A 13955-nucleotide genomic window follows, 5' to 3' on the forward strand; every position below is an offset into this window, starting at 1 on the left:
AGAAATCCCCTTGGGGGGCGGCCCGAAGGAAGTCCCCCACCCCGAAGGAAGTCCCCTTGGGGGATTGGGGGATTGGGGGCCGCCCGCTGCGGCTCGACGCCGTCAAGACCCAGATTGGTTCAGGCGAAATTGGCCGCGCTGGAGGCGGTCTGGCGCAGGTTCGAAGTACGGCGGTTTTGCAGCATCACCAGCCGCTCCATGAAGGCGAGGTCCTTCTCCTCGATCGTGAACGCTGCGTCCACCCAGTCCTCGGTAATCTCCATCAGCTCGGCGCGCGAGAGTTGCAGCACGCGCTGACGCGCCCGCAGCATCGCGCGGATGCCGTTCATCTTCGGCCTGAGCGTGTCGATAAAAGTACGCGTCGCCATATAGGCGTCGCCTGGCTCGAACAACTGGTCGACCAGCCCCCTGCCGAAGTGCCATTCGGCCGTATGCGATTCGCCCATGCCGATCAACTCCTCGGCCAGACGCATGCCCGCCTTGCGCGCGACCAGCGAATAGCCGCCCATGCCCGGGAACAGATTGAACGCGATCTCCGGAAAGCCCATGCGCGCATCGTTTTGCGCCAGCAGGAAATGGTGCGCCAGTGCCGCCTCAAAGCCCCCTCCAAGCGCCGTACCCTCAACCATCGCGATCGAAATCGCCCCCGTATCGAAGCCGCGTGCCGCCGCGTGCACGCAATCGACGCAGGCTCGCGCATACGCCATCAACGCCTGACGCTTGCCCGAGCGGATCGAGTCAGCAAAAAAATCGAGGTCGCCCCCGACGTTGAACATGCTCGGAATCAACGAGCCTGTCACCCAGAAGTCGATCGGCAAGCCGGACTCTCGTGCTGCCTGCGCGAGACCCAGAATGTCATGCACCAGATCCAGATTGAAACAGGGCCGCGGCTGCGCCCGCAGCATCATCCACATGATATTGCGGCCTTCTTCGTAGTAAGCGGAGACTTGCGACAAATTGCCGGCCTCGAGGAACGGGCGGCAGGCGTGGTGATTATGTAGATTCATTTTGATCGGTCCTTTTAAGGTTAAACACTGGTATTGCAATGCGAGCCTAAAGCAGACCGGAATCGTATGGGAGCGGGATAAGCAACAGATGAATGCAACGCGCGCGCGAAGCCTTGCCAGACGGCGCGTCGCGGGACGGTATGCCGCGGGTCGAGAGATGCTGCGGACGCGAACGCTTGCGCACTGAAGAGCGGCGAAATTTGCCCGCAAATGAGCATGTCGCCGCCACCGATTAGCGAACCAGCAAAGCTTGAATTTCTTGCCGGATTTGAAAGAAAAAGAAATGGTCTTCGATTAGGCAATGCAATCGAAAATAGAGCTTGCCGACGGTTGTTTTCTTATTTGTGGGCTAACAGACGGTGTATTCAGGTGTATTCAATTTGCATATTCAAACGCGGGCGCCCCAGAGCGCCCGCTGATTCACCTGCAACTCACCCGCAACGCTGTTGCAGGAAACGTCAAGGCGACACGCTCGTCAAGGCGCTGCGGCGATCACCTGCGCAACGGCCGCGGTCAGCTTCTTGCCGTACGGCACATGCAGGAACTCGTTCGGTCCGTGTGCGTTCGACTTCGGCCCAAGCACGCCGCACACCATGAACTGCGACTTCGGGAAGCCCGATTTCAGCACGTTCATCAACGGAATCGTGCCGCCCTGCCCCATATACGCAACGTCCGCGCCGTAATGCGCGCGCGACGCATCGTTAAGCGCGGTGGCGAGCCAAGGGGCGAGATCGGGCGCACTCCAGCCGCTCGCCGCGCCCGCATCCGGCTTGAAGGTGACTTTGGCGTTGTAAGGCGGGTCGAATTCGAGCAGCGCCTTCAGTTCGGCGACGGCCTTTTCCGCTTCGATCAGCGGCGGCAGGCGCAGCGATAGCTTGAACGCCGTGCGCGGACGCAGCACGTTGCCGGCGTCGGCGAGCGCGGGCAAGCCGGCCGCACCGGTCACCGACAACGACGGACGCCACGTCGAGTTGAGCAAGGCTTCTTGCGGATCGGTGGTGGTGGGCAGCACCTGACGGCCGTCCTGCCCGCAGGCCCACGGCAGCTTTTTCCAGACATCGTCGCCGAGAATCCGGGCGGTTGCTTCCGCTTCGCGCAACCGGTCCGCGGGGATCTGGACATGAAACCCCTTCGGCAACAGCGTGCCGTTGGCGGAGTCTTCGAGACGGTCGAACAGTTGCCGCATGATGCGGAAGCTCGACGGCGCGATGCCGCCGTAACCGCCCGAGTGAATGCCTTCGTCGAGCACCTGGACTTCGAGGTCGCCGGCGACCAGCCCGCGCAACGACGTAGTGAGCCACAGTTGATCGTAGTTGCCCGCCCCCGAGTCGAGACACACGACGAGACCGACTTTGCCCAGCCGTTCGCGCAACGCGTCGACATACGGCAGCAGATCGTAGCTGCCCGATTCCTCGCAGGTTTCGATCAGACCGACACAGCGCGGACGCTCGATGCCTTGCGCGTCCAGCGCGGCCAGTGCCGTGAGGCTCGCGTAGATTGCGTAGCCGTCGTCGGCGCCGCCGCGGCCATATAGCTTGTCGTTTTCGAGCTTCGGCGTCCAGGGGCCGAGGTCGTTGCGCCAGCCGTCGAATTCAGGCTGCTTGTCGAGGTGGCCGTACAGCACGATGGTTTCTTCGCTGCCCGATCGGGTCGCGGCCGTTTCGAAGAAAATCACCGGCGTGCGGCCCGGCAAGCGGACCACTTCAAGTTTCAGGCCGCGCACGGGTTGCTGCTCGGCCCATTGCGCCGCGTCGGTAATGACGCGTTCAAGGTAGCCATGCTTGACCCAATCGGGATCGAATGCCGGACTCTTGGCCGGCACCGCGATGTAGTCCGTGAGCGCAGGCACGATCTCGTCGTTCCATTTGCGGTCTACGAATTCGCGTAGTGTGTCCTGGTTGATGCGCTGAGTCTGCTGTGTCGTGTCGTCGGAGATCATGGTGGCGGTCCGTGGCGGTTCTGTTCAGTCAAAACGTGCATGATAGTCCTGATGCGCGATGTGCTGAACCCCTCGCCGTACAGGCAGGCTGACAGCGAACGTTTCCAGCGACGCTGCGCAAAGCCAACAATCGCGCGACAATCGCGGCATACATCGCGTCTTGGGGAGCCTGGCTATGGGGGGCAACGTTGTGGTTCAGGCCATCGCAGCGGTGCTCGCGCTGGCGCTGTATTTTCTGCCGAGTATTCTCGCGGACCGGCGCAAGCGTCATGACGTGCTCACACTGGCGCTCTTCAATGCGTGCCTCGGCTGGACCGGCTTTGGCTGGCTGCTCGCGCTCTACTGGGCGTTGCAGCCGAACCCGCCGAAGAACGTGGCAGGTGAAATCGTAGAGACACGAAAGACCGTGGGGATGCGGGCGTTTTCCTCGGCGCTCCTGATGCGCGTGCAGAGGCGTGCTACGGCGCGTGACCGAAGGGAAAAATAACGGGAGGAATTAATCAGGCCGCGCGGCGGCCCATTTTGCCCCACACCACCGAGCCAGCAGGAATCGAGCGCGGCTCGGCTCGCACGCTCTCGTGCGCGAACATCTCGCGGCGCAGTTCGCCCTGTTCGTCGAACCACTCGCAAATCAGCCAGTCACCAGGATTGAGCGCCACCGGTCCCGCATACGTCACCGTCATGCGCGGGCCGCCGTCCTTCAGCGTGACAACATCGCCGACATTGAAGCGTGCGGCTGGCGGTGTTTCGAATACGTCGATGGTAGCGGTCAGCATATTCAATCCCCTACGGAACCCGTTGAGCGGAATTAAGTCATCGCATCGTGCTGTGCAACATAGAACCTGCCGAAAGAAAACTCTAAAAAGTTTGCCAAGATTAACAATCGAAATTAATAACGGCAAGTGCTTTTTATTGATACCGTTTTCACCGGCACTGGAATAGCTTTGCCAAGCCGGCGAGTGCCGTAAAACCGGGAAAACCCGGTAGAACAGCGCCAGGCAACCTTCTGTGCGGCACCGCACGATGGTAGGACTTACGGCAGCAAACCCGATCCGCAGGTAGAAAATGCGGCCTCCATTTGTCATATCTAAACTGCCGCCGAGAAACCCCATTCGGGTTTATTCCAATTGTCGCGCAAACGGAATTACCTGTGAACGGAAAACTTATCGATAAATGCACCCACTTCAAAACCGGTTTTGTTTTAACGTGCACAATCGTTTTCTGCGGGCGCCGCTGAAAACGATTACCCGCCCGCTATTTTCAAACCCGCCATCGTTCGTCACCCGCCCGGTTGTTTGCCCCACTTCTGCGCGGCGGCCGTGAAGAGCTGGTTGATCTCATTGCCGCTGGCGGCCTCTTTCGTGTAGTTGAAGGTGCCGTGATCGCGCATTTCATGCGCCGCGCGGAGAAACGCGCCCAACGCCGCACGCGCCAGCGAGCCGCCTACACTGACACGCCGCACACCTAGCGAGCGCAAGTCGTCGAACCCGAGCAGCACGCCCTGCAACCCCATCAGCACATTGACCGGCCGGTCGAGCGCGCCGACCACGGCGGCAATCTCCTCGCGCGTCTTCAGGCCTGGCGCGTAAAGCACATCCGCGCCAGCCTCCTGATAAGCCTGCAGGCGCCGGATCGTATCGTCGAGATCGGGCCGGCCCACCAGATAGTTCTCGGCGCGCGCCGTCAGCGTGAACGGAAACGGCAGCGTGCGCGCCGCAACGGCCGCCGCGCGCACGCGCTCCACGGCGGCTTCGAATGGATAAATCGGTTCGTCCGCGCGGCCGGTCGCATCCTCGATCGAACCACCGACCACGCCCGCCGCCGCAGCCTGCACGATCGTTTCGGCGCAGTCTTCCGGGGCGTCGCCAAAACCATTTTCCAGATCGGCGCTGACCGGCAAATCGGTCGCCCCCGCGATTTCGGCGAGGTGCACCATCATCTGCGCGCGGCCGATGGCGTTATCCGGCAGGCCGCGCGAAAACGCATAGCCTGCGCTGCTGGTGGCGAGCGCCTTGAAGCCGGACAGCGCGAGCAGCCGCGCGGTGCCGATGTCCCACGGATTCGGGATGATGAAGGCCTCGCCCGCTGCGTGATATGACTGGAATTGCCGTGCTTTTTCGGTTTGCGTTGTCATTGACGGTCCCGTGGGCGACGGCGACCGGCGTGCCGCGCCCACGCGCGGCCGGATCGTCGTCAGGTTCGTTAATTGGAAAATGCGTGGCTAATAGGCGGTTAATAGGCGGCTAATGAGTGACAAACGAAGGAAATGAACGGAAAGCGGCGACCGGCGGCCTGGTTACCCCAGCCAGCCGGCTCCGCATGGGTCTGCAGTGCACAAACCTCGGGCTCAGGTTTCGAGCTTCGCGTCCATCGTAATGGTGGCGTTCAGCACCTTGGACACCGGGCAGCCCGCCTTGGCGTCCGCGGTGGCCTTCTCGAACGCGGCTTTGTCGCCGCCGGGGATTTTCACCGCCACGTCGAGATGTACCGCGGTGATCGTAAAGCCGCCGCCGTCCTTGTCGAGCGTGACGGTTGCCGTAGTGCCGATACGTTCAGGCGTGATGCCGGCCTTGCTCAGTTCCGCCGACAGCGCCATCGAGAAACAACCCGCGTGCGCGGCCGCAATCAGTTCTTCCGGATTCGTGCCGATGCCGTCCGCGAAGCGTGTGGCAAACGAGTATTGAGTATCCTTGAGGACGCCGCTGTCGGTGGAAATCGAGCCCTTGCCGTCTTGCAGGCCGCCTTGCCAGACTGCTGATGCCTTGCGCTTCATCGCTCTCTCCTGTTTGTGCCCTGCTTCGCGCCGCTCCTCAACCCTACGTGATGCCGCCCGCAACGGCCCAGCCCGGATTTCGTGGTGTCGGCATCGGTCGCGAGTGCCCCAAAGGAGATGCCCTTCGGGGCGTGCCGCGCGGCGCGAGAGGCGCAGGCGTGGACCGAACTTCATCATAGGCGCTTCCGTGTGCCAATGTCGTGACGATGCCGGCGTACGGTTCGATGATGCGCGCGGAGCGAAACCCGGCGGTACAAGCCCCTACTCGGCGAACGGCAGGCTCTCCTGCCCCACTGCGCGCATGTCGAACACGTTCAGCGTCATCGCCACGAGGGCGTAGTAGCCGAGCAGGCCGACCAGGTTGATCACCACCTGATGGCCGAAGCGCCCGACCGCCTTCGCATAAGTGGCATCCGAGACGCGCTTGGTGTCGTACAGTTCGCTCGCGAAGTCGTGGATCAAGGCGTCATCGGCGTCCGCGAAGGACGGGCGATGACCCTGACGGATCGCTTCGGCATCCGCTTCGGCCACGCCGGCGTCCAGGGCGATCGGATAGTGGATATGCCACTCGGCCTGCGCCTGCCAGCGCGCCGCGGTCACCAGAATCGCCAGCTCCGACAAACGCAGCGGCAAGCCGGTCCGATAGCGGCAGAACGCGCCGAGCCGCTGCGCCTGCTGCGCCAGCTCCGGACTATGAATCCAGCCCAGAAACGGTCCGTTCAGATTGCCGCGTGGACCCGACAGGATCTCGTCGAGCACGGCCTTCTGTTCGGGCGTGGCATCGGACAGTTCGAAGTGAGGCAAACGCTCGCTCATCGCAGATCTCGCAGAAATGGAAAGGGTGTCAGATGGCGGTCAGCGCGCCTTCGATCGCATCCGTCAGACGATTGACGATCTCGTCGATGTCGCGTGCGGTGCAGATAAACGGCGGCGCCAGCAGCACATGATCGCCGATCTTGCCGTCGACCGTGCCGCCCATCGGATACACCATCAAGCCACGCGCGAACGCCTCGCGCCGGATCGCCGCGTGCAGTTTCAGCTTCGCGTCGAACGGCGTTTTGGCGATGCGGTCCTGCACCAGTTCGACGCCGACAAAGAGGCCTCGCCCGCGGACGTCGCCGATATGCGGATGTTGCGCATAGTGCTCGCGCAGCCGGCCGCGCAACTGCTCGCCGCGCGCCTGCACGTTCGGCAGAAGATGGTCGTCGGCAATCACGCGTTGCACTTCGAGCGCCGCGGCGCAGGCGGTGGCATGGCCAATATAGGTATGCCCGTGCTGAAAGAAGCCCGAGCCGCCAACGATCGTCTGGTAAATCCGCTCGCTCACCAGCGTCGCGCCGATCGGCTGATAGCCGGCGCCGAGCCCCTTGGCGATGGTCAGCAGGTCCGGCGCGACGCCGTCTTCCTCGCACGCGTACAGGTAGCCCGTGCGGCCCATGCCCGACATGATTTCGTCGAGAATCAGCAATACACCGTAGCGATCGCACACCGCGCGGATTTTGCGGAAATACTCGCGCACCGGCGGCACGGCGCCGGCCGTTGCGCCCACCACCGTTTCCGCCACGAATGCGGCCACCGTGTCGGCGCCGAGTTCAAGAATCTTCTGTTCGAGTTCATCTGCGAGACGCTGCGCGAACTGCTCTTCGGTCTCGTCCGCTCGCTGCTCGCGATACGCGTAACACGGGCTCACGTGATGCGCCTCGATCAGGATCGGCAGAAACGGCTCGCGCCGCCACGCATTGCCGCCGATCGCGAGCGCCCCCAGCGTGTTGCCGTGATAGCTCTGGCGACGCGCGATGAAATGACGGCGCTGCAACTCGCCCTTCTCGACGAAATATTGCCGCGCCAGTTTGAGCGCCGCCTCGATCGCTTCCGAGCCGCCCGAGACGAAGTACACATGTTCGAGCCCTTGCGGCGCGCTCGCCACCAGACGGTCAGCGAGTTCTTCCGCGGCCTGGGTGGTGAAGAACGACGTGTGCGCATACGGCAGTTGCTGCGCCTGACGCTTGATCGCGTCGATCACGCGCTGATTGCTATGGCCGAGGCACGAGACGGCCGCGCCACCCGAGGCATCGATATAGCGCTTGCCGGTGGAATCGACGATTTCGATGCCGTCGCCGGCGACAGCCACCGGCAGTGACTGCTTCGGCGAGCGATGGAATACGGTGGACATGGTTTTCCCTTTCCTTTCTATGGGCGACGGCTGCTCAGGCGCGAGGCTGCAGATTGAACCTCAACCAGAGCGCAACGTTCGTGCAAAAGGGGATCGCCATCGTCATTCCCAGCCGGTAGCCGATGTCGTACGGCTCACCGCTCACCTGAGACTCCAATCCTGCTTCGACGCCACGGCTCGCACCTATTCAACAAGCGGTACGCATTTATACGTCAAAACAACATTTGTTGTCAAACGGTACGAGAACGAAGCAAACGGAGCGACTATGCTCCGCCGCGGATGCCTGCCTCGCTCAGAGCGCGAACATCAAGGCACGTACGCGCCCTTGTCATGCAGCGATTGCTCGGCAATGCCGAGCTGTTCGACGGCGCCCGCCCCTTCCAGCGCGAGCAGATGCGCGACCAGCGATTCGGCGATCGCCGTGGCAGCCACCAGCGAAGGAAAGAACGACGGGCTTTCGTGCGAAAAAATCAGCACCTTATCGGCGTTCAACGCGATCGGCGAGACCGCGCTGTCCGTGATCGCGATCAGCTTGCTGCCCTTTTCCAGCGCGGCTTCGGCCACGCGTGCCGCTTCGACTGAATACGGCGCGAAACTGATGACGATGGTGGCGCTGTCACGCTCGAGCGTGCGCAACTGCATCTCGAGCGTGCCGGCTTCGCCGTTGAGCAGCGACACCGACGGGCGGAACAGCCGGTAGCCGTAGACAAGGCCGAACGCCACTGCATAACAGGAGCGAAAACCCGCGACATGCACATGCGGCGCGCGCCGCAACAGACGCGCCGTTTCCACGATCACGCGGCCGTTATGCGCGGCAGTGACTTCGAGATTGTGTTGTTGCGCGACCAGCAGGTCGTGGGCCAGCGCGTCTTTCGATTTGACGAGAGAGCGGGCGCGGCTCGCGAGCGGCTCGGGCCGCGTGCGCACGCGCGCGACGAACAGGTTGCGCAATTCGTTCCAGCCAGGGAAACCCAATTGCTGCGACAGGCGTACCAGCGAGGCCGGTTGCACCTGCGCCCGCTCGGCCACTTTGCGCATTGACGAGACCGCGACTTCGTCGGGATGATCGAGCAGGAACCCGGCTCCCATCTGGAACTGCGGACTCAGTTCGGAAAAGCGCGCCCGGATCAGGGCGGCGAGTTGGTCAAAACTGTCGGGCATGCGATGGTCCGGGTGTGCGGCCGATAAGGATGACAACAAATGTTACCACCCGGTGCATCGCATCCAACAGAACTTCCAGCGTGTTGGTGGCTTGCAAACGACTTCTGGCCTGCCGCAAACATTGTTGTCCCAGACAGTTAGCCTCGCATCAAGGCTTCGGCCTCGCTAGCGACTGGTCGACCATCGCATTGACCGACGCTCAACCGTTGAATTGTTGTGGAGCTTTCCGCATGAAATGTGAACGACCGCGACGTATCCGACCGGTATGGAAAGAACCTTTCCATCTGGGATTTCCGTCGATGGACTCCGCATTCACCTCGATGGTGAAGTCTTGGTATCGGTACAACCTATGCATCTCGCAAGTCCCCTGCGTCGCGCCTTCGTGAAAGGTCATCGGCCGGGTCTCTCTTTCAAATGCTCTAGCGCCTTGTCGTGGGCGCTAGAGCCATGACCTTTAGGGCCGTGCCCTTCTCGCCCCGGGCCGATTCTTAACCCATGTGCAGGCCACCGTTGAGCGAGAAATCCGCCCCAGTAGCGAAGCCCGCTTCGTCACTCGCAAGCCACGAGACAATCGAGGCAATCTCCGACGCCTCGCCTAGCCGACGCACAGGAATGCTCTGGACGATTGCATCCAGTACTTCGGGACGTACGGCACGAACCATATCGGTTCCGACGTACCCGGGTGAAACCGTATTCACCGTGATGCCCTTTGTCGCCACTTCCTGAGCAAGCGACATCGTGAAACCGTGGATGCCCGCCTTGGCAGTCGAGTAGTTGGTTTGACCGAACTGCCCTTTCTGTCCGTTCACCGACGAGATGTTGATGATTCGGCCCCACTCCTTGCTAACCATCCCCTCGATGACCTGTTTGGTCACGTTGAACAGGCTCGTCAGGTTCGTATCAATGACAGCGTTCCAGTTCTCCCGCGACATCTTGCGAAACACGCCGTCCCGCGTGATGCCGGCATTGTTCACCAGCACGTCAATCTCACCGACCTCTTTCTTCACCTTCGCGAAAGCGGCCTCTGTCGATTCCCAGTCCCCGACATTACCCTCCGAGGCAGTGAAGGAGAATCCAAGCTCGGCCTGCTCGGCTAACCATCGTTCCCGTCGCGACGAGTTGGGCCCGCATCCGGCCACGACCGTGAGTCCATCCTTATAGAGACGCTGACATATCAGCGTTCCAATACCACCCATGCCGCCAGTCACGTACGCAATTCGCTTTGCCATCTTCTGCTCTCAATTTCCGTAACGGTTAGTGAACTAAATTCTTGCAAGTGAAGCCGCAAAATATTTCCGCCGTAGCGAGTCCCGCTCACGAATATCGATCCATCTCATTCGACTGATTGGCCGGGGTCGTTGTGTTGCACCATTCTTTCACGGTGAGAGCGATTTGTCCTGTGAAAAAAAAGCGTGGCCGCATTCCCACCCCATTCTCGGGTTCATTACCTCGGTATAGCCAACGCATTTCCACAAGCAGTCCTCTGCGTTGCCCATTAAGTGCCAACCCACTTGGGGCAACACGTCGACGGCATCCCCGTTGGTCTAACGCGATGGCCGCTCAAAGCGACGGCTCCCCTGGCGCGCTGGTCGATTTTTATTCACGCAGCTTCCGTCATTTAACGTGCGTTAACTTTCCGCATCTGGACTCACTGGGGGACGCGATTCTCAAGAAGGCGGCCTAGGCGACCTGGGGTTGCCCCGTGCAAAGCCAGTGCACATCGAGATTGAGGATAGCGGCGAGACGCGTACAAGCGTTTAGCGGCGGAACCGTGATTCCGCGCAGCCAATACTGCACGTCGTCTTCACTCACGCCTAACCACTTCGCGGCCTGGGCCGAGCTGACGCCGGCCCGTTTAAATGCTCTGTCAAGGCGTGCGGCGAGAGCGTGCCTGAGGCGGTTGTCCCCGACGCTACGTTCGAGGTGGTCGATATTTTCGGTACTCCGGTTCATCTTGTTTGATGTCTCTCAGCTTATATTTTTATACAATTCAGCGCCAACTCACTCGTGGCATCGCATGAGGCTACACGTTCGTCATTACAGCTTCGTGACGCCATGTTGTGTCTCTCGTAACCCTGCAAGAGCACGACGCAGCAGGTACGTTGACCACCTCACTATTCCTCGGCCTGCACATTGGTGTCAAACGAAAAATAATTCGTAGGAAATCGCTGCACCACCTTAAGCCCATTTCCTTATACACAAATCGACGTGCCTGGAATCGATGCTGGATAGCAAATCAGCCAGGAGGGGGTTGTTAACAATGCGGATTTCGCGTTTACTCTCGGATTTTCGGCATGAAGACTCGAGACGACGCGGGAGCATGGGTGGACGAGGAATTTGAGACGCTGGATTTGGGTGATCCACGGCGAGACCGGCGCGCGAAGGAGCTGGTCAAGCGGTTCGCCAGCCGGCCCACGGCCAGCATTCCGGGCGCGTGCGAAGGCTGGGCCGAGACGATGGCGGCATATCGTTTTCTGGGCAATGAGCGCATCGACTGGCGCGACATGATGCAGCCGCATTGGGACCGTACCACGACGCGCATGGGGCAGTTGCCGGTGGTGCTTTGCATTGCCGATACGACAGAGCTGAACTTTAACGGTCAGGACATTGAAGGGGCCGGCCCGCTCAGTTATGAAGCACAGGTGGGCATGTATCTTCACGCGACCTATGCGGTGACACCGGATCGGGAGCCGCTGGGTGTGATGAACGCATGGATGTGGGCGCGCGAACCACGCGATGCAAACGGCAGGCGTGGCGGTGTCAGGGAAAGTGTGCGGTGGGTCGAAAGCTATGAGATCGTGGCCGAACAGGCACGGGCCCTGCCTGACACGCGACTGGTGTATGTGGCCGATCGTGAAGGCGACATCGCCGCGCTCATGCAGCGTGCGCAGGAACTGGGTGAACCGGCGGACTGGCTGATGCGCTCGCAGCACAATCGCGCCCTGAAGGGCGAAGCGAATTTGTGGGAGACGGTGCACGCCAGTGAGGTGGTCGGCCACATCAGCTTCGTGCTGCCCGGGCGCAGCGGCCAGAAGGCGCGTGAAGTGAGGCAGGAACTGCGTAGCCAGCGCATCACGCTGCCCGGGCGTGCCGGTGTCACGCTCACCTGCCTCGAGGCGTATGAAGTGGATGCGCCAGCGGGTGTGAAGCCCGTCATCTGGCGTCTTGTGACCAACCGCGAAGCGGGCGATGCGCATGCGCTCATCGAACTCGTTGACTGGTACCGCGCGAGGTGGGAAATAGAAATGTTCTTCAACGTCCTGAAGAACGCCTGCCGGGTTGAAGCGCTGCAACTCTCACAGATGGAGCGCGTGGAGAAGGCGCTCGCGCTGTACATGGTCGTATCGTGGCGTATCGCACGGCTCATGCGTGTCGGCAGAACCTGTCCGGAGCTGGACGCGTCGTTGTTCTTCGCGGCTGACGAGATACACGGCGCTCACGTGCTCTGTAAGAAGGCGCGTCCGAAAAAACCACCGACGCTCAGCCAGGTGATACGGATGATCGCGTCACTGGGAGGATTCCTCGGGCGCAAGAGCGACGGCGAACCGGGCGCGAAGACGCTGTGGATTGGCATGCAGCGAGTCATGGATGCTGTGATCACCATTCAGATCTTGCGCGACGGTTACGACACTTCTGTATAACGAAATGCCTTAAGCCCCGTGCCTCCGTTTTATCGCCGGCAACTGTGCTCGAACGTATGGCCGATTTGAAACCGTCAGTACCTCGCAGGACGATTGAAAGAGCCTGCTCGGATTTCTCGGAATGGATTGTGCCAAAAGGGCGTGGTCGAAGGCGCTTCGCGCACGGAACGGTCTCGTTTGCAAGCTGTGACCGCGGCGCAGGACGGTTCATCATAGTTTCTGTATCGACGCGCGAGCAGCTTGCAACGCGCGCGGGCGTTCGACCGGCGAGTTGGCGGTGGCGTTCCAGCTGGCGAACTCGAGTTGGTGCACCAGCGGCAACGACTTGGCGCCTCGAATTCCGTCGCGCGGCAAAACGGTTTCGGCAGCCTGGCCGCCGCTTTTTTGCGGCGCCGCACAAGCCGAATCAAAACGTTTCGGCCGGATGCCAGACACGGCCCACTCTCACCAGGGTTTCTCCCTAAATAGCCCTTGCGCTTCAATGCCACCAAGGCATTCGGCGCCGCAGGCGCACGCCGCGCATCGTCAGCAGCCGATAAACGATTGACATCCGCGTGCGCAACCTTAGAATCGATTCTGCTGCACCGCACCAACGCTTCCTAACCTGTGGCTCGTCATCCGTGATTCCCTTCGTCGGTCTCCCGGACATTCGCCACTTCATCCCTAAGGAGTTAGTAATGAGCAGTCCTGTGCCCGAACAACTGATAGCCGCGCATAAAGCCGCCCTTGAGGCAACCTTTGGTGTCCTGACCAAAGGTTTCGAAGGCATTGAGAAGCTGGCTGAGCTGAACCTGCAAGCGGTCAAATCGACCGTTGCCAAAAATCAGGACATCATCGCCAAGGCGTTTTCGGCCAAAGACCCACAGGAGCTATACGCGCTGCAGACGCGTGAGGTACAACCCGCCACAGAAAAAGCGCAGTCGTACTGGCGACACGTCTACGAAATCATATCCGGTACCCAAGCCGAAATCGCCGCGATCGCTGAAGCTCAGTTCAAGCAGCACCAGCACAATGCACAAGCGTTATTCGACGGTCTCTCGAAGGACACCCCGGCAGGATTCGAGACCGCCTTGTCGGCATTGAAGGCATTCATCAAGACAACTAACGAGGCCTCCAGCGTGACATACGAAACGGCCAAAAAAGCGACGAAGCAAGCAGTAGCGATTGCCGAAAGCAATGTTAGCGCTGCGTCTTCCGCCTCGGCCAGGCGGACCGGACAGGTCGTTGTAGCAGTGGACGCCGTGGAGAAGTAGTAGCGTTT

13 protein-coding genes are annotated in these 13955 nt (G+C 61.0%); 3 read left to right on the plus strand and 10 right to left on the minus strand.

What is annotated here, in order from left to right:
* Positions 1 to 119: 119 nt before the first annotated feature.
* Together AYM40_RS27510 and AYM40_RS27515 are read right to left on the minus strand one after the other, a co-directional pair.
* Positions 120 to 1007 carry a crotonase/enoyl-CoA hydratase family protein gene (locus AYM40_RS27510; RefSeq protein WP_063499283.1) on the minus strand — a complete coding sequence of 296 codons (888 nt, stop codon included), beginning with the start codon at positions 1005 to 1007 and terminating at the stop codon, positions 120 to 122.
* Positions 1008 to 1482: 475 nt separating this feature from the next.
* Complete coding sequence (locus tag AYM40_RS27515) at positions 1483 to 2946, minus strand: M20 family metallopeptidase (RefSeq protein ID WP_063499284.1); 1464 nt, start codon at positions 2944 to 2946, stop codon at positions 1483 to 1485.
* A gap of 175 nt (positions 2947 to 3121) precedes the next feature.
* On the opposite strand from AYM40_RS27515, the gene AYM40_RS27520 reads away from it, so the two are divergent.
* On the plus strand, positions 3122 to 3433 hold the full coding sequence (locus tag AYM40_RS27520; protein WP_063499285.1) for a superinfection immunity protein: 312 nt from the start codon (positions 3122 to 3124) through the stop codon (positions 3431 to 3433).
* Between the two features lie 13 nt (positions 3434 to 3446).
* On the opposite strand, the gene AYM40_RS27525 is transcribed toward AYM40_RS27520, so the two are convergent.
* From AYM40_RS27525 to AYM40_RS27560, 8 genes are all read right to left on the minus strand, one after another.
* On the minus strand, positions 3447 to 3722 hold the full coding sequence (locus AYM40_RS27525; protein WP_063499286.1) for a YodC family protein: 276 nt from the start codon (positions 3720 to 3722) through the stop codon (positions 3447 to 3449).
* A gap of 503 nt (positions 3723 to 4225) precedes the next feature.
* Positions 4226 to 5080 carry an isocitrate lyase/PEP mutase family protein gene (locus AYM40_RS27530; protein WP_063499287.1) on the minus strand — a complete coding sequence of 285 codons (855 nt, stop codon included), beginning with the start codon at positions 5078 to 5080 and terminating at the stop codon, positions 4226 to 4228.
* A 213-nt stretch (positions 5081 to 5293) separates the two neighbouring features.
* Positions 5294 to 5719 (minus strand): OsmC family protein, encoded by a 426-nt coding sequence (locus AYM40_RS27535; protein WP_063499288.1) that lies wholly within the window; start codon positions 5717 to 5719, stop codon positions 5294 to 5296.
* A 261-nt stretch (positions 5720 to 5980) separates the two neighbouring features.
* Positions 5981 to 6535, minus strand: coding sequence for a carboxymuconolactone decarboxylase family protein (locus tag AYM40_RS27540; protein WP_063499289.1), 555 nt, complete (start codon positions 6533 to 6535; stop codon positions 5981 to 5983).
* A 28-nt stretch (positions 6536 to 6563) separates the two neighbouring features.
* A complete protein-coding gene (locus AYM40_RS27545) occupies positions 6564 to 7892 on the minus strand; it encodes an aspartate aminotransferase family protein (protein WP_063499290.1) in 1329 nt (442 codons plus the stop codon).
* A gap of 306 nt (positions 7893 to 8198) precedes the next feature.
* Complete coding sequence (locus AYM40_RS27550; protein ID WP_063499291.1) at positions 8199 to 9053, minus strand: MurR/RpiR family transcriptional regulator; 855 nt, start codon at positions 9051 to 9053, stop codon at positions 8199 to 8201.
* A 488-nt stretch (positions 9054 to 9541) separates the two neighbouring features.
* Entirely contained in the window at positions 9542 to 10282 is a 741-nt protein-coding gene (locus AYM40_RS27555; protein ID WP_063499292.1) for a 3-ketoacyl-ACP reductase, read from the minus strand.
* A 451-nt stretch (positions 10283 to 10733) separates the two neighbouring features.
* Positions 10734 to 11006, minus strand: a complete 273-nt coding sequence (locus AYM40_RS27560) for a helix-turn-helix domain-containing protein (RefSeq protein WP_063499293.1) — start codon at positions 11004 to 11006, stop codon at positions 10734 to 10736.
* A 341-nt stretch (positions 11007 to 11347) separates the two neighbouring features.
* Here AYM40_RS27560 and AYM40_RS27565 point away from each other — a divergent pair, with 341 nt between their 5' ends.
* Both AYM40_RS27565 and phaP read left to right on the plus strand, forming a co-directional pair.
* Complete coding sequence (locus AYM40_RS27565; protein ID WP_063496178.1) at positions 11348 to 12694, plus strand: IS4 family transposase; 1347 nt, start codon at positions 11348 to 11350, stop codon at positions 12692 to 12694.
* 677 nt (positions 12695 to 13371) lie between these two features.
* Complete coding sequence (gene phaP / locus AYM40_RS27575; protein WP_063499295.1) at positions 13372 to 13947, plus strand: TIGR01841 family phasin; 576 nt, start codon at positions 13372 to 13374, stop codon at positions 13945 to 13947.
* Positions 13948 to 13955 lie beyond the last annotated feature (8 nt).

This window comes from Paraburkholderia phytofirmans OLGA172, from assembly GCF_001634365.1.
GTDB lineage: Bacteria > Pseudomonadota > Gammaproteobacteria > Burkholderiales > Burkholderiaceae > Paraburkholderia.

What these genes read in the sequence shown, in the direction of transcription:
- AYM40_RS27510 (WP_063499283.1), bottom strand. Translation starts at nt 1,007, where the DNA reads ATGAATCTACATAATCACCACGCCTGCCGCCCGTTCCTCGAGGCCGGC.
- AYM40_RS27515 (WP_063499284.1), bottom strand. Translation starts at nt 2,946, where the DNA reads ATGATCTCCGACGACACGACACAGCAGACTCAGCGCATCAACCAGGAC.
- AYM40_RS27520 (WP_063499285.1), top strand. Translation starts at nt 3,122, where the DNA reads ATGGGGGGCAACGTTGTGGTTCAGGCCATCGCAGCGGTGCTCGCGCTG.
- AYM40_RS27525 (WP_063499286.1), bottom strand. Translation starts at nt 3,722, where the DNA reads ATGCTGACCGCTACCATCGACGTATTCGAAACACCGCCAGCCGCACGC.
- AYM40_RS27530 (WP_063499287.1), bottom strand. Translation starts at nt 5,080, where the DNA reads ATGACAACGCAAACCGAAAAAGCACGGCAATTCCAGTCATATCACGCA.
- AYM40_RS27535 (WP_063499288.1), bottom strand. Translation starts at nt 5,719, where the DNA reads ATGAAGCGCAAGGCATCAGCAGTCTGGCAAGGCGGCCTGCAAGACGGC.
- AYM40_RS27540 (WP_063499289.1), bottom strand. Translation starts at nt 6,535, where the DNA reads ATGAGCGAGCGTTTGCCTCACTTCGAACTGTCCGATGCCACGCCCGAA.
- AYM40_RS27545 (WP_063499290.1), bottom strand. Translation starts at nt 7,892, where the DNA reads ATGTCCACCGTATTCCATCGCTCGCCGAAGCAGTCACTGCCGGTGGCT.
- AYM40_RS27550 (WP_063499291.1), bottom strand. Translation starts at nt 9,053, where the DNA reads ATGCCCGACAGTTTTGACCAACTCGCCGCCCTGATCCGGGCGCGCTTT.
- AYM40_RS27555 (WP_063499292.1), bottom strand. Translation starts at nt 10,282, where the DNA reads ATGGCAAAGCGAATTGCGTACGTGACTGGCGGCATGGGTGGTATTGGA.
- AYM40_RS27560 (WP_063499293.1), bottom strand. Translation starts at nt 11,006, where the DNA reads ATGAACCGGAGTACCGAAAATATCGACCACCTCGAACGTAGCGTCGGG.
- AYM40_RS27565 (WP_063496178.1), top strand. Translation starts at nt 11,348, where the DNA reads ATGAAGACTCGAGACGACGCGGGAGCATGGGTGGACGAGGAATTTGAG.
- phaP (WP_063499295.1), top strand. Translation starts at nt 13,372, where the DNA reads ATGAGCAGTCCTGTGCCCGAACAACTGATAGCCGCGCATAAAGCCGCC.